We start from the raw sequence: 20,468 nt of genomic DNA on the forward strand, positions 1-20,468 counted from the left end.
GTCCCGATCGTAAGACCTCGACGCCATCGCGTCCGCCTCGTCAAGGAACGCCCTCAAGTGTCGCAGGGCGAAGTCCCACGATCGAACGGTTTGTCATGGCTCGCCTGCTGGAGCTCGCCGACCAACGCAGCCCGTGGAATCGGGCCCTCTGGCAGGCTTCCAGCGCCCTCGCTATCCGGGAATGTCTGGAATATGACACTGCTGTACGGATCGATGGCATTTCCGGAGAAGGTCTGACATACGTCTCTACGTTCACCGCTGAACAGGTAGCCAACGACCCGGGATGCGGCCAGCCAGCCGCCCGTCAGCGTGTGACTGACCTTCTCGCTGTGGCCAGCACCGGCAAGAGCGCTGGAAAGCCGCTGTCGGAGGGCAACCACGATGCGCTGTCCCAGCTCGCCGGCCGCATCAGCGGTGGCTACCTGGCAGCATGGCATGCCGAGATCGAAGCTGGATTCCCCAGCGCAGGTACTCCGGGATCGGCGGCGGGCCCAGCCGAGCTGGTGGCGCGATGCATCGCGTCGCACTTGTTTGATGTCGGGTTCTCCGGCCACCACCTCCACGGATGGTTCCTCGCCGCCCAGCAGAGAATCTGCGACGGCGCTGATCCCCGCGCCGAGCTGCTGAAACTCGTTGCCGAGGCCGACACTGCAAGTCGCCGCCCGCTTCGTCAGTGGCGAGTACTCGTACCCGTGAATCAGAAGCCCCACCGTGCGGTCGACGACACTGAGGATCAGCTCTTGTCCGCCGAGGATCTGCAGCAGCTGTGTACCCGCAAAGGCTTGCGGCCCCCGCGACAAGGTACTCGCGGCGTCTGGGTGACGGTGACCGCGCGCGATGCTCACGCAGCGCTGGCGGAAGCCGATGCGGTCATCCGCAGGCTCGCCGCCCGAGCCCGGGTCGGCGGGCGCGGGACGCTGCAGCCCAGCGGTAAGGCATGGATTGAGGACGAGGCTGACTGGCGCAGCCTCGGAACGTGGGCGCCGGTCGCTCATCTACCCTCCGTGCAACGACATGACTTGCTCCTCGCCCCGCTGGACACCGATGAGGTGACCGCAACAGCACACGCGCAGCTCGATGACGCGCTGGAGTTGTTCGCCGCCCTAGACGCGTCCACCTCGGGCGCCTCCGTGGCCAGCGCCTGGGCGGCGATTGAGAGTCTCCTTGGTGGTCGGGCCCCTCGACCCGGCGTAGGAGCCGCCGACCGGCTCGCCGCGATCATCACCTGTTCCTACTCCCGAGCGGAGCTGAACGTACTCGCGCACAACTGGAAGATTCACGGCAGCGATCCGGTCGCCGAGCGCCTCGCCGCGACCGGATCCGTGACCTGGCGGCTCGACATCATCACTACCGCGCTGCGTGCCGCGGACGTACCGGCCCCCGTCGAGGTTGCCGATCCGGTCGGCGCAGCCAGGGCCATCGCGCTAGTGCGTAACCCTGCGGCCGTCCTCGTTCGGGTAAGACGGTACATCGAGGCATCGCTACGTCGGCTCTACGATCAACGCAACCGGATCATGCATGCTGCCAGGTTCAACTCAGTCGCACTGCCAGTTGCGCTGCGCACTACCCCCGCGCTCGTTGCGGCAGGGCTGGATCGCATTGTCAACGCAGCGCACGCGACTCCACCGATACCTCCCATGAAGCTGGCAGCTCGTGCGGACAATGAGCTTCATCTGCTCGCCACCCCGGCCGCTCGGCAGCCCCACCGCCTCCTCGACTAGCAAGGCCGTTTCAAGATCATTGTTACGGTGGGTAGTGGTCGCCGTGTTGGCGTGTCGAGTGTTGCCCGGCGCCGAAAATGAGGATGTCGGTGTCGTTTTCGGTGAGGACGTAGCGAACAATCTCGTCCTCACCGTGGCGGCCAGGTCCTCGCGGTGACGGATGGTCATCGTCACGGTGACGGCCTACTGCGGGCAGACTCGTCCCCCGAAGCCCGCATGTTGATCATCGAGCAATGAGGTGAGCAACCGCCCGCCGGTGAACATGACGATCAGCGTCCAAGCCGGCAGAGTGCGCTGCGCGTGACGCCGCCACGCGACCACGGCCGCCGCCAGCGCGGACAGGGCGTCACCCAGGACGCTGCCGGCCGGTTCCACCTGGTTGAGCACGTCCGCGTCGAGGCGGGCCGCCCGGGTGACGGCCTGCTCGTACAGCCTGTAGGGTGCCAAAACCTGTAGGGTGCCAAAACCTCGATTCCGGCTGCTGACCTGCGGTTTCGAGGATCGTTCAGGCTGCTCGGTGGTACTCGTTGATGTTTCTCCCAGCCGTCGTCGGCGTTGGACGACGCCGTCGATCGGTACAAGTACCTTCGGGTCGTGGCTGGGTGGCAACTGTCCCTCCACCCGGTGTCCGGCGTGGTGTAGGCGTTCGAGGGCTTCCATGCCGGTCGTGTCGACAGGGTGGGCGTCGACACGATGGACGGAGAAGTCATCCCGGAAGGTGCCACGCGTCCAGCCGACATCGGCGTATCCACCCGACCGTAGCCACCATCAGCAACCCGGGGCCCAACGCCGTACAGACCCTCGGGCAGAACACCGACCAGTAGGTTGACGTTGAGTTGTTCGTGCCGCTCGACGGGTGCGGTATGCCGCTGATGCGCGTGCTGATCCAGTCGAGCAGCCTACTGGTGTATTTCCCCGTCTCGGCCTGCGGCCATCGTCGTGGTGACGAGGCGGCCGGTCGGCTGGGGGCGGGCTTTCGTCGGTGGGGTTGGAGAACACCACCGGTGCGACGGACGAGACGTTCGTCCGTGGCGCGGCGGCCGGCTCGGGCAGCACCAGCTCCGGCTCGTCGGGCGGTCTCTGCCAGCCGGCAGCTGGTCGACCCGTACCGGCCGCCCGTGACGTCCAGCCTCGGCGGCTGGGACCGGCCGCGGTATCCCGGTCGGTCGGCGGGGACAGGTCAACCCGCATCCCCGCAGGAGACCAGATCACTGGCTGCCCTCTTGCGGGCCGAGGTCCACCGGGTGCGGCCGTGCTCGGTGCCGACGACGCGTTCTCGGCCGGGCGCAAGGCGTGCCGGATCTACGCCGACCGGTTGGACATTACGGGCATCCCCCGGCGGATGTAGGACACGGGTCACGGACGCGGCTGCTGACCGATCGCCTGCAGCTGTGCGACGGAGGCCGGCGGTTCCGCCAATTCGGGCAGCTGGTCGACGCCGTCCAGTAGCCGCCCCAGATGCGGGTACAGGTGCGGCAGCTGCCGGATGTTGCGCATCTTCCCGGCGGCCTGCAGCGCGTACAGGCCGCGGTGCGCCATGCTCAACGCCCCGTAGTCCAGGGGCTCGCGGTACTGCGCGATCCAGCCGTCGAAGACACTGGTGTAGTGGGGAAGTGCCAGGTAGGCCAGCTGGTATGGGGCGCGGATCGCGCCGATTGCGCCCTGCAGCAGCACGTCGCGCTCGCCGACCGGCAGTACGAGCGGGGCGCTCTGGTTCAGGCTGCCCTGGTGGACGGCCCGGTTGAGCTCGGGGTGCTGGGCAACGGTCGCGTCGACGAGCCGGCCGAAGCTGTCGGCCCACACAACCATATGCCCGTTGGTGGTCCCGTCCGGGTAGACGGTTGCCTTGCCATTCACGCCGATGCCGCCATAGGGCTGGCCGCCGCTGGCGACTTCCACGTACGCGGCCATCATCTCGGCGGCGAAGCCGAAGTGCCGCAGCGCTCCGACGATCTGGTAGCAGACGGGCAGGCAGGCGTTGACGGCTTTGCCGCTGAGTTCGAGGTGGACGGCCGTCAGGACGGCGTACAACGGCAACGCCTCGATCGGGCCGTTCACCAGCGAGCCGAGCATAGGGCTGCCCGCGTCCAAGGGCAGCACAGGCGAGTCAGGATCGAACGGCGGCCGCGGTGGTGGCGCGGTCAGCCTGGCCTCGGGGATGGGCCGGCGGACCGGCTCACGCCGCTGCCGTTTCGTGTTCCGCTTGCTCACCGCACCACTCCGATCAGGACGCACGCTTCCGGCGGCAGGCCGGAAGGCTGACCTGTCGCACGCTACGTCATCGGCGCAACACTCTTCGATGTCATTGCTAGCCGATCTATGTCGCCGGTCATGGGCTCACGGGAGTCACAAGCCGACGTAGCGCTCCGCCTCAGCCCATAGCAAGTTGTTGGGGCAGTTAGCGGATTCCTTCTTGCGTTAAGATTTTAATCTGCTATCTTGGAGTTAGATGAGCCAGTTAAACCGCTAAGGAGCCCCACGTGTCCGTTCCCACCGGCTACGACCCGAACATCCGCTTCTACGCCACCCGCTACCAGCAGGGTGGGCGCACCGTCTTCTCCCTCGATCTGTCCCTGACCCAGATCGCCGACCTGCTGCCGGCGCCGGACCCGAACAACCCGACCGAGGGCAACCGCAAGGTGAAGGAAACCCACGCCCGCGACTTCGGCGACTACATCCGGGCGACCCCCGACTGGGTGGCGCCGGCGCTCGTGCTGCGCGCGCCCGACATCTTCGAGTTTGAGGTGAAGGAGGAGGTTGCCGGCACCCAGTTCGGGATCATCTCCTTCCCGACCGACGCCCGAACCGACCTGCGGATCCTCGACGGGCAGCACCGAACCCTCGGCATCCACCTCGCGATCCGCGGCATCGCCGCCGACCTGGAGAAGTCCCGCAGCATGCTCGCCACAGCCAAAAAGAACGGCGAGGTCCAGGCCGTCCTCGACAACTTCCAGGCCAAGATCGACAAGCTCACCGACCAGCGCGCCCGGCTGTCTCGGGACCGCACCTCGCTGCAGATCTTCATTGAGGACGACCAGACCGCCTACAAGCAGATGTTCTTCGACATCGCCGAGAACGCCCTGGGCATCACGTCCTCGGTCAAGGCCCGCTTCGACAGCCGCAAGGTCGTCAACCGCGCCCTGGACGGGGTCATGAAGCACGCGCTGTTCAAGGACCGCGTCGACCTCGAACAGGACCGCATGGGCGGCGGCAACCCCAACATCGTCGGCGCCAAGCAGATCGCCGAGATCATCCGCACCATCGCCGTCGGCATCGACGGCCGCGTCGGCCGCCGCCTTGAGGACGAGCTCGACGAGGGCGAACTGGTGGAGAAGACCAACAACTTCCTCGACGTCCTGCTCGCCGCCTTCCCCGCGCTGGAGGCCGTCGCCGACGGCACCGTTCTCCCGCAGGATCTGCGCACGAGCAACCTGCTCGGCTCCACCGTCATGCTGCGGATGCTCGCCGGGGTCTACGCCGAACTCACCGACCGCCAGGCCTTCGATGACGAGGATGTCACCGAGTTCTTCGCGCAGCTCGCCCCGTCGATGGCTGGCCCGCTCACCGCCGCCAGCATCTGGGTCGAGCACGTCCCCGACAACGTCTTCACCGTTGGGTCCCTCTCGCCCCGCAGCCGCCGCCAGGACCTCAAGACCCTCCGCGACACGATGGTCAAGTGGGCCCTCGACAAGCCCGTCTGGCTGACCAGCTGACACCCGCACGGATCACCCAGAAAGGGCCCTCGCCGCGTGTACCGGCGAGGGCTCTCGACGTGCGTGAAGGCCGAACCGTGAGCCCCGGCCCACACCCGAGAAGGAGTACAGGCCCAGCACTGGCTACAGCGGTTCCAGTTCGTCGTCAGGGTCCTCGGTCTCGGCGCGGGGGTGCAGGGCCTCGCGCAGCCAGCCCAGCTCGTCCGGGTGAGTGCCGACGGTTCTCCGGCGGTTGATTGCCACGTCGTTGTCGAGGTCGTTCACGCCTCTGTAGGTGGGGGTCGAGGAAGAGCGGAACGGAGATTGGCGCTAGGGCTACGTCCTTCTCGGGCCTGTTCGTCGGTGCTCGGCTGTTCTCTCGGGCTGTGGGTTCGGGCGCCGCAGAGCTGTTCCGTGTTCCGTAGGGCCGACGTCAACAGGTCAACGAACTTGCTCCTCGGCTCCGCTGTTACCGGCATCGAGGCAACGACTCTCGGCCCTCGGTACGCCCACATTGATGTTCCTCGACGCAGGGAGGTGGTGCGGGCGAAAGGCGCTTTGGTCCAGCTTCAGCCAGGGTACGTCGGTCGCGGTAACGGCCGGTAACGCCTGGAAACCCCTGACCGTGCAGCGTGATGGAACGGTGCGACCAGCTGGTACGGCAGGGCGGGGGGTGTTTGGCTGTCCTGAGGAGGTGCTGCGATCGCGCGTACAGCTCGTCTCGGCGGTGTGCCGGCGGGCTGAACCCGTCCGCCTGCGAGATGAGGAACTGCTCCGCCGCCGCAGGTGAGCTGGCGCCGTGTTTCCGCTGGTGGTCGCGGTGACACCCGTTGAGCCCCGTCGAGCGGCCTTGACCGAAGGGACAACTTTGCGCTTGATGGCGGCGCGTCGGCTTGACGGACGTTCGGCATCTGGGCGTGTGGACGCGGGTGCGGGACTCGCGGGAAGGGAATCTCGGCCCTTAGGTTCAATTGATCATCCACATTGCACGGTGTCGTCGCTCTCCGAAGGCGTGGGAAAGTCATCGAATAAGGACGTTTCGACGAAGCCCTGGTGTCGATTAGTGCGCAGATGCCGGCCCGGTCGCAAGCAAAGAAGCAGGTCACAGCGCTGAGATCGGAAGATGACCACTAACGTGACCCAAGTCGGGTTTTGATACGCGCGGGGGAGTGGTCGGCAGGTCGGTGGCGATCGATGATCGGAGCGGGCTGCGCCTGAGTCAGGACCTCAGCCCGGTCGCAAGCTCGCGAATTGCGTCCCAGCGGACTCAGTCGTGGGTATCGGGCGGCACCGCGACCCCGGCTACCCGCTGCCGGTCACTCTTCTTGGCGGCCCGGAACTCCGGCATGGTCAGCGGCCTGTTCGCCAGCTCGTCGCGAAGCCGTGCCCGTTCCACGGCGCTGAGTCGCTCCGGGCAGTCGTCGAGGTTGCCGTGTGAGGCCCCGGGACCGCGAGTATTCGCTGTTCTCTCTGTCCTGCCGCTCGTGATACCAGGGCGCTTCCTGTTCCCAGAAGTGAATAAGGCCGCTCGCCGCGAACGCGGCGGAGACACGGCCGACGGTGCCGCGGTGCTTGAGTAGATGCTCCGGCGCGGGTTCTCGGTGCGTTGTCGTGTTCCGGCCGAAGGGCTTGAGGTACAGCACACGACTGCCGAGCTTCTCGGCGAGCGAGGGGAAGCCGGTATAGATCCAAGGTCTGGCTGGATGGAGACTCCTGGGCCCATGTCGTGCTCGGGTACCGCGGGCACCAGCGCTGTGATCTGGATCACGAGAGGGGAGGGGTGCTGGTTGTTGATCTCCAGCGCCCCTCCCGGTTCGGATGGCCGTGATATCTCACAACCGTCTCACGGACGGTCTGGCAAGCCCCAGTGCAGGCCGGCGCGATCCGGACTCTGGCCTTGCCGCTGACCTGCGCGCCCGGCACAGTTCGGCACCGCCCGACAGGCCTCAACAGGCCGTCTAGTTCACTGGCAGTGTGGGGGTCAGGGGTTCGAGTCCCCTCGGCTCACCTTGTGTTTGTGCAGGTCAATCGGCATCAGTCATCGACTGGTGCCGATTTTTTGTGATCTTGTGGTCACAACTTTGGTCACCGGGCGCCCCACAGGTACAGCATCTCGCGCTTCTCAGCGCCCTCCTGCGCGTGTAGGTCATGCGCCGCAGCTGCGGGTCGGGCAGGACGCCCTCGTTGTAGATTCGCCCTTGACGCCGTGCTGCGGATGATCGGCGGCCATGTTGAACTGTTCGGCAACCAGGTCGAGCGTGCCCGTAGCACGGCGGACGGCTGCGGGACGGCCGGTGGCGCCGCGGTCGCGGTCGGCGTACCGACCAGACCTCCGGCTGCGGTGAGCAGTAGCGCGACGATCAGTGGCCTGATCCTCAGCGGTCCCCAAAATGTGCGGGGACGCAAACACGACGAGCGCGCCCCGGTCACGTCATGCCGGTGACCATCTTTACCGATGTCTCAGGCCGCCGCCGCAGCAGGAGCAGGTACGCTCACCTCGAAGCTGCCGACGGCACCCGTCACGATCCATCCCGAAGCGATCCCGCACTCACGTTTCGAGCAGGCGGATCGCCTCGTCCACCAGCCGCGCGGCATCTCCGCGCTGGTTCTCCGGTCGCTTGGTGAAGCGGATGAGTTCCAGCCGGTTGACCAGGTCGGTGAACCGCCGCGGCGGCTCCCTGTCCTCGTACGGCAAGACCTCGTACAGCGTGCTCTCGAAGGAGATGCTGAACTCGTCGAGGTCGATGTCACCCCGCCTGAGCGCCTCGCGCAGCTCCGTCAGCCGTGCTGCGCCTGCTCGCCGCTCAATGGGTTATCACCGTCACGACCCGGCCCTCCCGGCTCACGATTACCTGAAGCCGGGCCTCGGCGAGTAGCGGAGCCCGCTCGGCTGCATCCGGTCGACGACATGCCGCCTGTAGAGCCGGTTGCCGATCCTCGCGTACGTCTGGCCGTTGACAACGACCTTCGGGTAGTTGTTCCAACTCGTCCAGAGCAGACCTCCTACTGGCGAGGGGCAGACGATCCCGGCGCCCCGGGCGGCGGCACGCTGTGCCAGGGTACCGGCCAGCCCGCCACCACCTGCGATGGCGCATCCCCAGGCGAAGTCGTTGGCGGCGTCGCCCCAGGTGTGGTCCTGGCCGGTGGCGGCGGCGACCCCGGATCCGTAGAGAGCGCTGCCGGCGCCGCCGACGATGACCGTACCGGCGAGCTGGGTGGCTCCGGCCCCGGCTCCGGTGATGCCGGCGTAGGCTCCCGTACCGACGCTGCCCGCCGCGCCCATGGTGGCGCCGGTGAGCGCACCCGCCGCTGCTCCGACGGCCACCTTCTTGATGCAGGTGTTGCGGTCGTCGCCGCTGAGTCAGCAGTCGATGCCGCCGACGGCTCCACCAGCGACGCCGCCGATGATGGCGGTGCAGACGATCGGGCACAGCCGCGTGGGGTCGGTGAGAACGGTCGGCCGGTTGTAGCCGTAGTGGTAGGTCTGGGTGAACGGAGTGCTCATCGCGGCCGGCAGCGGCTCTGGGCTGGTGAACCGGCCACTGATCAAACAACTCATGTAACGGAACGGCACCACGCCAACAAGATGCTCATCCCGACGCTACTCAACGCAGCTATCCGATAACCGAACGACGTTGCTTTGGCTCTGGGCACCTCGCCGGCGGCCCACTTCACTCGGCGGGCGGGTCCGGGAAACGGGCCTGGAGCAACCCCGACACCGCGCCCCGGGCCCGACCCAACACCATCGGCTGGCTCATGCACCACCGCCGACTGGCCCGCGACTACGAGACTCGGCCCGGCAACTCCGCCAGCATGATCACCCTTGCCATGATCGACAACCTCACCCGGCGTCTCACCGGCGAAACCACCTCCCAACCTGGCGATACGACCGAAACCACGTAACACACAAACTACGTTGAGAAGACGTCCTCTGAGGAGCGCCCGAGGCACAACATGATCAGGTTCGGCCCGGCCCAGATACTCCCGGAGGAGTACCGAATGCCTCCCGTCGGCGGATGGCGACCCGTGCGTTCTCGTTCACAGTGAAAGGGCATCCCCCAACTGAAGGGACATGTCCTGAAAGCACCCGCCACCACTCGACCTCTGGCCAGCAACGGGCCGGCCATGTCGCGCCACGCCCGCGCACCGTCAAACTCCGCACGGAGTTGTCATGACCCTTGAGGACGAGCTCCTCGGCCTGTTCCACGAACTCACCGACCCGCACTACACAAGACAACAAGAGGAGCACGTGGCATGAGATCGATCGGAGAAGGCACAGTGAAACCGTTGATTGGGCGCCGCAGCTTTATCACTCGCGCGGCTGCAATCGGCGCTGGCGTTGGATTGTCCGCGACGGCACTCGCGGCATGCACCGACGACGAGGAGGATTCGAAAACCTCGCTCAGTGAGAAAGACATCTCGCTTCGTGATCAAGATCTGAAGTTCATCGGCACGGAGGAGACCTTTTCGACTCCCGCGTTGTTGAAGGTGAACTCCATCAATGAGGATCACATAGCGTTCCTTGAGGAAATCGGTCTTACGGATCTAGGTGAACGCCGCATCGGCGATATGGACAAGGGGGGACTCAACGTTCAAATCCTCTCTGCTCATACACCGTCCGTACAAAATGTCCCCGGGCAAAGGGGCATCGACCTTGCCTATCGTCTCAACCGGCAACTTGTAGAAGGGCCAATCGCCAGTTATCCGGGCCGCTTCAAGGCTTTCGCCACCTTGCCCTTGCAGAGCCCGGAGGCGGCGGCGGACGAACTGGAACGCTCGGTTCGGCAAGACGGCTTCTTGGGCGCACTGACCAACGGACACATCGCGAAGAAGTATCTCGATCATCCCGATTTCGAGCCTGTGCTGGCACGTGCCGAAGCTCTCGATGTCCCGATCTACCTGCATCCCGGCTATCCAGCTGACGAGATCTTCCAGATCTACTACAGCACCACACGGTCCAAATACACGGAAGAGTACCAAGACTACATTTTCAGTGGGTCTGGATATGGCTGGCACCAGGAGGTGCTGACCCAATGCATTCGGATGATCGCGTACGGGGTTTTCGACAGATTCCCCAAACTGAAAATCATCATCGGCCACATGGGCGAAGGTCTTCCCTTCTACTACGAGCGGATCGTCGGAGACATGGGCGAGCCGACCGAAGACTCGCTCAAGAAGCCCTTCGGGCAATACTTCCAGGACAACTTCTGGGTCACAACCAGCGCGTTCTTCCAAGATAACCTGCTCCATCTCCTGCTGAAATACATCAGCGTGGATCGAGTGATGTTCGCAACCGACTATCCCTTCGCAGGCATCAAAGAAGGGACCGACTGGTTCCGGGCAGTCAATCTTCCGCGTGAGGACAAGGAAAAGATCGCATTCCGCAATGCCGAGAAGCTGTTCGGCATCAAGGTCTGACGCATCGGGGGTGCCGTCGACAAGTTCGAGGCGGTATATCAGTTGGGAACGTGTTGATTCTGAACCGCTCCGGGTTCGCCGGCTCTTCCCGGTTGAGGGTGCGGGTCGTCGCTGACATCGCCGACGGGTTCAGTCCGCGCGGTTCTTGACACCTCCGCCGCACCGTGCCCGAGGAATGTGCCTACGAGGGCTAGTTCGACTCGGCAACTCGTCAGTGTCGAGGTGCGGTAGAGATCGAAGCGGCCATGTCGCTTGTTGCTACCTTGAGCCGGCCGCGCGTAACCACCGTCATGCTCGGACGAGTTGGCGGACCCCTAGCGCGGTCGCTCAATTGCGCCCGTGGGAGTACGTGTCGCCTCCTGTGGGCGGACGCGGGCTGCCATGACTTACTTCATGGTGGTGGAGTCCAGCTACTTATCGGAGGTCTCGTGTCCCAACTTTCAGCATCCACGGTCGCCGAGCGGCAGTCCGGGAGCGCGTGGTCAGCCGACGGTGATGACGCTGCGGCCATGCTCGTCGGTGCCGTCAAGCGGTACGGCTCCGGCGAGTCGGCCGTCGTCGCACTCGACGACGTCACGATCGCGTTCCCGGCGGGGAGGTTCACGGCTGTGATGGGCCCATCGGGTTCGGGGAAGTCGACGATGCTGCATTGCGCCGCCGGGCTGGATCAACTGACGTCGGGCCGCGCATTCGTCGGCAACACCGATCTATCGGCCCTCGACGACCGAGAGTTGACCTTGCTGCGCCGAGAACGGATCGGGTTCGTGTTCCAGTCGTTCAATCTCGTGGCGACGCTCACGGCCGAGGAGAACATCTGCCTGCCGTTGACGTTGTCGGGCCGCCGGCCGAGTGCTGCAGTGCTCGATCAGGTGGTGTCGCTGCTGCACCTCGGTGACCGCATGCGTCATCGGCCGGCGGAGCTCTCGGGTGGCCAGCAACAGCGAGTCGCCGTCGCCCGGGCGCTGGTCGCCCAGCCGCAGGTGGTGTTCGCCGACGAGCCCACCGGCAACCTCGACACCCGGTCCGGAGAGGAAATCCTCGGATACCTGCGATCGGCGGTCGATCTGCATGATCAGTCGATCGTGATGGTCACGCACGATCCCAACGCCGCTGCCTGGGCGGACAACGTCGTGTTCGTCGTCGACGGCCGAGTGCACGACGTTATGGACCGTCCATCGGCCGATTCGGTGGTCGACGTGCTGAAGGGCCTGGGGCGTTGAGCCAGATGGTGCGGAGCGCGGCCCGGAGCGTGTTCGGTAGCCGGGATCGGTTCCTGCTCACGGGCGCGGCGATCACACTGTCGGTGGCGTTCCTCGTCGCGACGCTGGTGCTGTCCGACTCGATGCGCGGCCGAGCGGCCAGCGATATCGCCGAAGCGTTGACCGGCACGGACGCCGTGGTGCAGGGCGTCGCCCTCGGCGAGCCCGGCGGAGGACCCGGAGATCCGGCCAGGTCGGTTCAGCAATCACTGGATCCCGACATCACCGAGCGCGTGGCTGCGGTCGATGGCGTCGACAAGGCCGCCTCGCAATGGGTCGGCTTCGCGAAGCTGGTCGTCGACGGATCGTCGGTCGGAACCGGCACGGCGAGCGACGTCGGTCGCAACTGGGTCGCAGATCCGGAGCTCAATCCGTTCCGGCTCGCGAGCGGGCGACCACCGATCGAGGTCGGAGAGATCGTGATCGACCGATCGCTCGCCGACGACGCAGGCGTGACTCCGGGTGACGTCGTACAGGTCCTGACCGCGACGGGGATGCACGACGCGACCGTCACCGGTATCGCGACGTTCGCGTCGGCGGACGCGGCACCGTTGCAGCGAACGGTTCTGTTGCCCGACGGAGCGGTGTCCGCCTGGCTCGACACTGCGGCACCGACGGAGGTGCTCGTCGACATCGCGGAGGGTGCCGACCGTGCCGAGGTGCTCGGCCGACTGTCGGCGCTGTCCGATGCCGAGGTCGTCGACGGGCCCGACCACATCCGGACGATGCAGGACGCCGCGACGTCACCGCTGCAGTTCCTGACCGTGTTCCTCGTGGCCTTCGCCGTGGTCGCGGTGTTGATCGGCGTGACGATCATCTTCAACACGTTCACGCTCACCGTCGCCCGCCGCCGGCGGGAGTCGGCGCTGCTGCGTGCGATCGGTGCGGAACGACGCCAGGTGCTCGGCGGAGTGGTGATCGAGGCGGCGTTCGTCGGAACGATCGCCACGCTCGCCAACCTCGTATTCGGGGTCGCGGGAGTGGGCGCGCTGCGCTGGGTCGTCGGACTCACCGGCGTCAGCCTGCTCACCGGGCCGTCGATCGTGAGCCCGACGTCGATCGCGGTCGCCGCGACCGTCGGTATCGGCGCAACGATCCTCTCGGCATGGATCCCGGCTCGCCGGGCGGCGGCGACACCGCCGATCGAGGCGCTGCGCGAGAGCGCGGCGGAACCCCGGGTCGTGAGCCGAGCGCGGACTGCAAGCGGACTCGTGCTCGCCGCGGCGGCGATCGCTGGAGGAGCGGTGGCTGTGGTGGGCTCGAACCCAGTGTGGCTCATGCTCGCTGCCGCCATCGTCCCGGCACTCGTGCTGTGCGGCCCGGCGATCGTGACCGCCGCAGCGCGTGGCGGCGCTCCGGTGGCGCGCCGCGCCGCCGGTGTTGGCGGCTCGATCGCAGCGGGCAACCTGGCTGCGAGCCCACGTCGATCGGCATCGACGGCGCTCGCGCTCATGCTCGGCACCGCGATGGTGACGATGTTCGCCATCTTCGCGAGCTCGCTGACGAGCGGAATCGGCAAGGATGTCCGTGAGGGACTGCAAGCGGACCTGGTGGTCACGTCGGCGACCCCCGACTTCCCGACGATCGACCCCACCCTGGCCGACCGGGTCGCAGCGCTGCCCGACGTCGACGCAGTGGCTGCGCTGTCGATCGCCGAAGGGATCGTGGCGGGAAGAGCCGAGGCGATCGGCGGCATCGGCCCGACGGCCCTGCCCACGATGTTCGACCTCGACCCGATCGCCGGCGACCTCGCCGACCTGAGCGAGGGGGGCGTGGCCGTGGTCGGCGACGATCCGACGCTGCTCGGCGGCACCGTCGCGATCAAGTTCGAACGCTCGACACTCGAGGCGCCGATCGTCGCCGTGGTCGCGAGGAGCACCGGCGGTTTCGAAGCCCCCTTGTACTTCGTCGACCGGGCGACACTCGACGCCTCGGTCGGTCGTCAGCTCGATGCACGGGTGTTCGTCGACCTCGCCGACGGAGCGGCCGCGGACGCCGGGGAAGACGTGCGGGCGCTGGTCCGAGCCACGCCCGGGTCGTTCTTCGAGACCCGGGCAGAACACGTGGCCAACAGCGGGAGCGAGATCGCCGCGCTCGGGAACTTCATCGACGGGATGCTCATCCTGGCGAGTTTGGTCGCGCTCCTCGGAGTCGCCAACACCACGGCGCTCGCGATCAACGAACGCTCTGGAGAGATCGGGCTGCTGCGAGCCGTCGGCGCGACTCGCCGAGAGCTGCGGCGGATCGTGCGGCTCGAGGTAGCACTCCTGTCGTTCGTGGCAGCATCGATCGGCATCGCCGTCGCAGCCGGCTTCGGCTGGGCGCTGATCGACGTCGCCGGTGGCGCGGAGATCCCATCCGTCGTCGTACCGTGGTCCCGCCTCGCAGCGACGCTCGCCGTTGCGGTCGCAGCCGGCGTCGTCGCCGCAGCGTGGCCCGCGTTCCGGGTCTCCCGGGTACCCGTGCTCGAGCTGGTGGGCCGGGACCGCTGATGCAAGGGTCTCTGCACCGGGGCAGGGTGGCTCACGACCGGTCCCGGTGCAGAGACCGTCGGAGCACGCGGCCCATCGGTTGCGACGATGATGGTCACGTGACGCACACCGATCCCCGCATATCCCGCGCCGATCTCGCCGCGATCATCGCCGCGCTGGCGGTCTCCGTCGGCGCGCTGGTCACCGATCCGGACGTCGTGGCGGGACGACAGGGCCCAGGCATCGCGCTTGCGGCCATCGCGGCAGTTCTGTTCGTCGTCGCCGGTCGGTTCGGACTGGCCACCGTCGCGGCAATCGGTGTCCTCAACGTGGTCACCCTGGCCTGGACCTCAAGCCCGGTCGCGCTGCATCCGCTGCTCGCCGTCGCGCTGTTCCGCCTTGTGCGCCGGAGCGACGATCGCTCTGCGATCTGGTTCGGATCGTTCGTCGCGATCGCCGTCACCGGCTTCGGGGCACAGCTCGGCGATGAGCAGTTCTGGTTCGAATGGGCCACCGACGCAGCGGTTCTCCTCCTCCCAATCGCCGTCGCCGAGGCCCTTCGCTCCAACCAGCGGCGTCGATCCGACGCAGTGGAACGGCAGGTCGCCGAGCGGCTTCAAGCAGAACGCCTTCTCATCTCGTACGACCTGCACGACATCGTTTCCCATTCGCTGTCGGCCATCACCGTCCAGTCCGGTATCGCGGTCCACGTGTTCGAGCGCGACCCTGCCGCCGCTTACTCTGCGCTCGTCGAAATCAACCAGGTAGGGAGACGATCGCTCGACGAACTGAGATCCTTCCTGGGGCTGCTCCGGTCCGAGGAGTTGGTCCCGCGTCGCCCCGCGCCCGCAGCCACGACTACTCTGAGCGACGTTGTCGCTGCCGCTGGACACTCGAAGAGGACTAATATCGTGGAAGATGGTCACTACCCTGCGGACGCGGCGGAGAGCACCGTGGTGACGGTGCATCGCATCGTGCACGAGTGCTTGGTCAACGTGGCCCGCCACGCCGGCGACGTTCACACGATCGTCCGGCTCCGGCACGCAGACAGCGGGGTGCACCTCACCGTGTCGAACGACGCCCCGGCCACCGCCCACGTCGCGGCGCGTGGAACCGGCTTAGGTCTGGCGGCGATCCGCGAGCGAGCCGAACTCCTCGGCGGAACCCTGCACGCGGAAACCACCTGCGACGGCGGGTTCACGGTGCGAGCGTTCGTGCCCTATCAACTGCCCGGGCGAAATGCGTGACCGGCCAGCACGACGCACCAACCACAGCGAGGCGCGACATCCGAGTGCTGATCGTCGACGACCAAGAGCTGGTGCGCCGCGGGTTCGTCGCACTGCTCGCCAGCGAACCTGGTATCGAGGTCGTCGGCGAGGCCGGTGACGGCGCGCAGGCGGTCACCGAGACCTGGCAGACACGCCCCGACGTTGTGCTGATGGACATCCGCATGCCTCACATGGACGGGCTCGATGCGACAAGAGCGATCTGCGGCGACGAACGGCTCAATGCCACTAAGGTGCTCATGCTCACCACCTTCGCGCTCGATGAGTACGTCTACGAGGCGCTCCGGGTCGGTGCCTCCGGGTTCTTGCTCAAGGACACCCCGCCGCGGCTCCTGATCGAGGCGATCGCCGCGGCCGCCGACGGTGACGTCCTCATCTCACCAGCGATGACCAGGCGGTTGGTCGCCGATCTCGTGCGCCGACCCGGCATCCGTCCGGGGGACTCGGGTCCCCTCGATGTCCTGAGCGAGCGTGAGCGGGAAGTGCTCGCCGAAGTGGCACGGGGCAAGACCAACTCCGAGATCGGTGAGTCGCTCTACATGTCGCCCCTCACGGCGAAGACGCACGTGAGTCGCATCCTCGGCAAACTGGACGCGCGCGACCGTGCTCAGCTCGTGGTCATCGGATACGAGACCGGGCTCGTCCGCCCCGGCGAATGAGTATCGCGGGCTGCCGAGCAGCCGTGGATCCGCGACGGGCTGTGAACGGTCGCGCTGGCAGGTCTGAGTGGGACGGGCATAAGCACCACTCTTGACGCAGACTCCAGCACCCGAGCCGCCGGCCACCCAACCCGCCCGTGGCTGCGCAGCAGGTGGCATCTGATTCCGGACGTGCACGGCCAGGACGACGGTACCGGATGGTTCCTTGACAGCGTGGAAGGATTCCACGACGGCCCGCTGGGGTCCCCGACCCCTTGAGCGCGGTCGTGGGAGTTGCCTGCTCGGGGCCGTGGCTGGCGACGCCGAGTCGGACGGCTGCGGACAGGTGCGCGCCGGTGGTGTCGGTGACGTAGCGTTCGATCAGCCAGACCTGGTCGACGTGCGGGAACGGCAGGTTGGGCGGTGCGGGCAGCACCTGGATGGTGCGTCGGGTGATGCGTCCGTGGCCGACCTCGGTGCGGCTGTCGGAGCGCAACCGCTGTTCGTCGCGCTGCTCGCCTACCGGTACGCCCCCGACGAGCGCCCCCAGGGCTGGAAGGGGTGCCGCTGGCATCGCCATCGGGTTCGTCGGACTCACCCTGCTCTTCGGGGTCGATCTACGAGGCGGCCGACTCGCCCTCCTCGGTGGCGCACTCGTACTGGTCTCCGCCCTGTGCTAAGCCGCCCGCAACGCCAGGCCGTAATGGGACGCCTACCCGCTCCCCGCCGCGCCCGGCACGACGATGGTCGTCTTCACGGCCCAGCCCGGCAACGAGGAGCGGTTGCGGCTGCTCGCCACCCTCGCCAGGGCCGCCGCGGATCGCGGTGGCCCTGGCGACAGTTCGTAACTGTCAGGTCAGCTCGATGTAGTCGAGCTCGGCGTAGCCGGTGCCGCCACCGAAGTATGGTGCGCCCTTGGCGAGCCGGATGACGTTGTATCCGGCGCGCAGGCTCACCGTGGTGCTGACCGTGGCGCCGAACTGGCCCCACGCGCTGGTGGGTGGGTAGCTCACCGTGGACCAGGACCCGCCGTTGTAGGCGAGACCGTGGGTCGCCGTGGCGCCGGTGGCGTTGGCGTAACCGATCCGCATGGTGTACGCACGGGCGCTGGGCACATTGACGATGAAGTCGACGTAGCTGGCAGTGCGGGGGTCGCCGGTGTTGTCGATCTGGCCGACGTACGCGCCGGCGGAGGCGCTGGAGCTGCCGAACCGGTTGGCGCGGAAGATGGAGGCGTTTTCGGCTTCGTACCGCTGCTGGTAGCCGGGTACGCCGCTGGTCGGCTGGACGACGATGTGGTAGCCACTGGTCGCGCTCATGTTGGGCACGGTCACGGTCAGCTCGCCGTTGGTCACGTTCGCGGTGGTGTTGCTGATCGTGGTGGGCGCGGAGACCTGGGTGTGCCGTCCGGACGCCGGCGTCGACTCGACCGTCACCCGCAGCTGGCTGCCGAGAGATGACAGTCCGGTGAAGCGGACGTGGTTGGTGCCGGACTCGCCGCCGAAGACGGCGTGCACGATGCGGCGGGTGGAGTCGTGTGCGGCGAAGCCGTCCAGGCCGGTCTGGGCCCGGGGTGTGGTGGTGACCATGTTGCCGGCCATGTCGCCGTACCACTTGTAGAGCCACCAGCTTCCGGTCGGCTGGTTGTTGGTGGTCAGCCCGTTGACGGTGCCGTACTCGTACCAGAAGGCGCGTTCGGCGTTGTCGACGCCGCCGCGCTCGAACTTGGCGATGTAGCTGGCTACCGGGCCGGGCTGGTCGATCTCCGTCGGGGTGGCGTACTCGTTGATGGAGATCCGCCGGGCGCTGATGCCCAGCGACCGCTCCAGCGCCCGGTAGTTGGCGATGTGCGCGGCGACGTTGGCGGAGGTCTGCAGCTCGTGCCAGCAGATGATGTCCGGCAGCGTGTTGGTGTTGCGGGCGTGCGTGAGGAACGATCGCATCCACGACTCGTTGTACGTGGCCGTGCTGGGCCCGACGATCGGGGTGAGCGTGTCGCGCGCCCGGACCCGTTGGTAGGTGCGGACCCATGCGGCGTTGAAGTCGCCGGCGGCGGCGGTGTCCCAGGTGTAGTCGGGCTCGTTCCACAGCTCCCAGCCGGTGATGTTGCTGGTGCCGGTGGCGGCGAGCCGATCGTTGACCTGGGTGTCCACCTTGGCCAGCCAGTCGTTCCAGCTCACCCAACGGTACGGGAAGTTGGGGTAGATGTCGGGCATGCGGATGTATTCGGCGGCGCCGACCCGGGTGGCCTGGGGCGCGACGAGCAGGGCGTCCCCGCCGGGTGGCTGGCCGTTGGGGCGCTGGCCGACCCGGGGTGCGGGCTGGGTGAGCGTGTTGAGCTTGAGCGGCAGCAGCATGTTGTCGGCGGGGCGGTTGTTCTCGGCCAGGGCGTAGAGGCCACCGGCCGCGACATGGCTGACCGGGCGGAACGGGCTGGCCACGTTGACGGTGAGAGTGGAGTTGGCGGCGCTGGCCGTACCGCCGGTGAGGGCGACGCAGGCTGCGGCCGTGATGGCCGAGGCCAGTGTCGCGGCGGACACGCGGGTGGATGATCGCACGAGGTTGCCTCCCTGGGACGGGCTCGGCGCGGTCGGGGTCGGGGTTCGTGCGCCGAGCAGGAGCCGGTCTTGAGCTGTCGATCACGGGCGTAGTGGCGACGCAGGCGGACACCGGAAACGACCGTCCCGACGATCTCCACGGTTTCCGCGCCCATGTGAGCGCTAACGCGGAGTCGCAGGTGGTGGTTCGGGCACAGTACGGAAAATGTTTTCGGTGCTCGGTGTCAGCCGCCGCGCCCTTGTAACAGGTGGTTTTGCGTAGGCTACGTATTGACGGGACGGTCCGTCAACGGTCAGTTGTGCGGCGGATTGAGGCAAAGGTTTTCCGTCGCTAGGGTCGTCATGTGGCAGACAGGCGGGCGCGGGTGGGCATCGTCGACGTGGCGCGGCGGGCCGGGGTGTCGGTCGGCACGGTGTCGAAGGCGCTCAATGGCCGGGGACAGCTCCGGGACGAGACGAGGGCCCGGGTGCGGGCCGCGGCCTACGAGCTGGGTTTCATTCCCAGCGCGGTCGCGGCGAGTCTGTTGACCGGCCGGACGTACACCGTGGGTCTGATCATGACGGACCATCACGGCCGGTTCAGCCTGCCGATGCTGCACGGTGCCGAGGACGCCCTGGGCTGGGACGAGACGCTCGCCTTCGTCTGTGACACCCGGGACGACCCGATCCGTGAGCAGCACTACGTGCGCAGCCTGGTGCGGCGTCGGGTCGACGGCATCATCGTGGCCGGTCGCCGCACGGAGCCCAGGCCGCCGCTGGCCGGTGTGCTGCCGGTGCCGGTCGTCTACGCCTTCGCCCGCTCGGCGGACCCGGCCGACTGCAGCGTGGTGGTCGACGAGGGGGCCGGCGCCGTCCTGGCCGTGGAGCATCTGGTGCGCACCGGCCGCCGAGCCATCGCGCACGTCACCGGCCCGCACGGACACGCCTCCGTGCAGGCCAGGGTCGACGGTACGGTGCGTGCCCTGCACGCCGCCGGGCTGGACCTGCTCGGCGAGCCCTGGTACGGCGGCTGGAGCGAGGTCTGGGGTCGCTTCGCCGCCGCCGCACTCATCCGGACACACCCCGAGGTCGACGCCATCTTCTGCGGCAGTGACGCGATCGGACGCGGCGTCGCCGACGGCCTGCGCGCATGCGGTCGACGCGTGCCCGACGACGTCGCACTGGTCGGCGTCGACAACTGGCAACCCACCGCCGAAGGCTGCCAGCCACCGCTGACCAGCGTCGACCTCAACCTGCAACAGGTTGGCCGGACCGCCGGCACCCTGCTGCTGGAGGCGATCCAGCGCGGCGGGGCCGAGCCCGGTCCGCACGTCGTGCCGTGCCGACTGGTGGTACGCGCATCGTCCGCACCGGTCGGCAGCTGACCCTGCTTCGCGTACGTGCGGGTCTCGACGCGGCCGGGCGTCCGGCGTCGTCGTCACGCAC

General features: G+C 67.3%; 18 protein-coding genes. 10 read left to right on the forward strand and 8 right to left on the reverse strand.

Going from position 1 to position 20,468, the window contains the following annotated elements:
• Positions 1-95: 95 nt before the first annotated feature.
• Positions 96-1,721, forward strand: a complete 1,626-nt coding sequence (locus ACN27G_RS01205) for a hypothetical protein (protein ID WP_421490917.1) — start codon at positions 96-98, stop codon at positions 1,719-1,721.
• Between the two features lie 183 nt (positions 1,722-1,904).
• Here the strand turns inward: ACN27G_RS01205 and ACN27G_RS01210 are convergent, their stop codons facing one another.
• Positions 1,905-2,381: a hypothetical protein gene (locus ACN27G_RS01210; RefSeq protein WP_421490918.1), complete on the reverse strand. Its 477-nt coding sequence runs from the start codon at positions 2,379-2,381 to the stop codon at positions 1,905-1,907.
• Positions 2,382-3,077: 696 nt separating this feature from the next.
• Entirely contained in the window at positions 3,078-3,932 is an 855-nt protein-coding gene (locus ACN27G_RS01215) for a hypothetical protein (RefSeq protein WP_421490919.1), read from the reverse strand.
• A gap of 269 nt (positions 3,933-4,201) precedes the next feature.
• Between ACN27G_RS01215 and ACN27G_RS01220 the strand changes: the two genes are divergently transcribed.
• The gene (locus tag ACN27G_RS01220) at positions 4,202-5,434 is read left to right on the forward strand and encodes a DNA sulfur modification protein DndB (protein WP_421490920.1); all 1,233 of its coding nucleotides are present in this window, start codon (positions 4,202-4,204) and stop codon (positions 5,432-5,434) included.
• Between the two features lie 123 nt (positions 5,435-5,557).
• Here the strand turns inward: ACN27G_RS01220 and ACN27G_RS01225 are convergent, their stop codons facing one another.
• Together ACN27G_RS01225 and ACN27G_RS01230 are read right to left on the reverse strand one after the other, a co-directional pair.
• The gene (locus ACN27G_RS01225) at positions 5,558-5,698 is read right to left on the reverse strand and encodes a hypothetical protein (RefSeq protein ID WP_421490921.1); all 141 of its coding nucleotides are present in this window, start codon (positions 5,696-5,698) and stop codon (positions 5,558-5,560) included.
• Positions 5,699-6,680: 982 nt separating this feature from the next.
• Positions 6,681-6,809 carry a hypothetical protein gene (locus tag ACN27G_RS01230; RefSeq protein ID WP_421490922.1) on the reverse strand — a complete coding sequence of 43 codons (129 nt, stop codon included), beginning with the start codon at positions 6,807-6,809 and terminating at the stop codon, positions 6,681-6,683.
• Between the two features lie 810 nt (positions 6,810-7,619).
• On the opposite strand from ACN27G_RS01230, the gene ACN27G_RS01235 reads away from it, so the two are divergent.
• Positions 7,620-7,856 carry a hypothetical protein gene (locus tag ACN27G_RS01235; protein WP_421490923.1) on the forward strand — a complete coding sequence of 79 codons (237 nt, stop codon included), beginning with the start codon at positions 7,620-7,622 and terminating at the stop codon, positions 7,854-7,856.
• Between the two features lie 105 nt (positions 7,857-7,961).
• On the opposite strand, the gene ACN27G_RS01240 is transcribed toward ACN27G_RS01235, so the two are convergent.
• The 3 genes from ACN27G_RS01240 to ACN27G_RS01250 form a co-directional block, all read right to left on the reverse strand.
• The gene (locus tag ACN27G_RS01240) at positions 7,962-8,108 is read right to left on the reverse strand and encodes a hypothetical protein (protein ID WP_421490924.1); all 147 of its coding nucleotides are present in this window, start codon (positions 8,106-8,108) and stop codon (positions 7,962-7,964) included.
• Positions 8,109-8,261: 153 nt separating this feature from the next.
• A complete protein-coding gene (locus tag ACN27G_RS01245) occupies positions 8,262-8,738 on the reverse strand; it encodes a hypothetical protein (RefSeq protein WP_421490925.1) in 477 nt (158 codons plus the stop codon).
• Positions 8,739-8,774: 36 nt separating this feature from the next.
• Positions 8,775-8,972, reverse strand: a complete 198-nt coding sequence (locus ACN27G_RS01250; RefSeq protein WP_421490926.1) for a hypothetical protein — start codon at positions 8,970-8,972, stop codon at positions 8,775-8,777.
• 197 nt (positions 8,973-9,169) lie between these two features.
• Here ACN27G_RS01250 and ACN27G_RS01255 point away from each other — a divergent pair, with 197 nt between their 5' ends.
• The 6 genes from ACN27G_RS01255 (at position 9,170) to ACN27G_RS01280 (ending at position 16,506) form a co-directional block, all read left to right on the forward strand.
• Complete coding sequence (locus ACN27G_RS01255; RefSeq protein WP_421497616.1) at positions 9,170-9,316, forward strand: hypothetical protein; 147 nt, start codon at positions 9,170-9,172, stop codon at positions 9,314-9,316.
• Positions 9,317-9,667: 351 nt separating this feature from the next.
• A complete protein-coding gene (locus ACN27G_RS01260; RefSeq protein WP_421490927.1) occupies positions 9,668-10,831 on the forward strand; it encodes an amidohydrolase family protein in 1,164 nt (387 codons plus the stop codon).
• A gap of 509 nt (positions 10,832-11,340) precedes the next feature.
• On the forward strand, positions 11,341-12,051 hold the full coding sequence (locus ACN27G_RS01265) for an ABC transporter ATP-binding protein (RefSeq protein WP_421490928.1): 711 nt from the start codon (positions 11,341-11,343) through the stop codon (positions 12,049-12,051).
• Between the two features lie 5 nt (positions 12,052-12,056).
• On the forward strand, positions 12,057-14,582 hold the full coding sequence (locus tag ACN27G_RS01270) for an FtsX-like permease family protein (protein WP_421497196.1): 2,526 nt from the start codon (positions 12,057-12,059) through the stop codon (positions 14,580-14,582).
• A gap of 98 nt (positions 14,583-14,680) precedes the next feature.
• Positions 14,681-15,808: a sensor histidine kinase gene (locus ACN27G_RS01275; protein WP_421490929.1), complete on the forward strand. Its 1,128-nt coding sequence runs from the start codon at positions 14,681-14,683 to the stop codon at positions 15,806-15,808.
• Positions 15,809-15,846: 38 nt separating this feature from the next.
• Positions 15,847-16,506: a response regulator gene (locus ACN27G_RS01280; protein ID WP_421497197.1), complete on the forward strand. Its 660-nt coding sequence runs from the start codon at positions 15,847-15,849 to the stop codon at positions 16,504-16,506.
• A gap of 830 nt (positions 16,507-17,336) precedes the next feature.
• Here the strand turns inward: ACN27G_RS01280 and ACN27G_RS01285 are convergent.
• Positions 17,337-19,025, reverse strand: a complete 1,689-nt coding sequence (locus ACN27G_RS01285; RefSeq protein ID WP_421490930.1) for a hypothetical protein — start codon at positions 19,023-19,025, stop codon at positions 17,337-17,339.
• Positions 19,026-19,387: 362 nt separating this feature from the next.
• Between ACN27G_RS01285 and ACN27G_RS01290 the strand changes: the two genes are divergently transcribed.
• A complete protein-coding gene (locus ACN27G_RS01290) occupies positions 19,388-20,407 on the forward strand; it encodes a LacI family DNA-binding transcriptional regulator (protein ID WP_421490931.1) in 1,020 nt (339 codons plus the stop codon).
• The last annotated feature ends 61 nt before the right edge of the window (positions 20,408-20,468 follow it).

Origin of the sequence: Plantactinospora sp. WMMB334 (assembly GCF_049179095.1) — a bacterium.
In the GTDB taxonomy this organism is placed as follows: Bacteria; Actinomycetota; Actinomycetes; order Mycobacteriales; family Micromonosporaceae; genus Plantactinospora.

Excerpts from the sequence above, each read along its gene's own strand:
- ACN27G_RS01270 (WP_421497196.1), top strand. The coding sequence starts at position 12,057 with ATGGTGCGGAGCGCGGCCCGGAGCGTGTTCGGTAGCCGGGATCGGTTC.
- ACN27G_RS01205 (WP_421490917.1), top strand. The coding sequence starts at position 96 with ATGGCTCGCCTGCTGGAGCTCGCCGACCAACGCAGCCCGTGGAATCGG.
- ACN27G_RS01250 (WP_421490926.1), bottom strand. The coding sequence starts at position 8,972 with ATGAGTTGTTTGATCAGTGGCCGGTTCACCAGCCCAGAGCCGCTGCCG.
- ACN27G_RS01255 (WP_421497616.1), top strand. The coding sequence starts at position 9,170 with ATGCACCACCGCCGACTGGCCCGCGACTACGAGACTCGGCCCGGCAAC.
- ACN27G_RS01260 (WP_421490927.1), top strand. The coding sequence starts at position 9,668 with ATGAGATCGATCGGAGAAGGCACAGTGAAACCGTTGATTGGGCGCCGC.
- ACN27G_RS01210 (WP_421490918.1), bottom strand. The coding sequence starts at position 2,381 with ATGGAAGCCCTCGAACGCCTACACCACGCCGGACACCGGGTGGAGGGA.
- ACN27G_RS01265 (WP_421490928.1), top strand. The coding sequence starts at position 11,341 with ATGCTCGTCGGTGCCGTCAAGCGGTACGGCTCCGGCGAGTCGGCCGTC.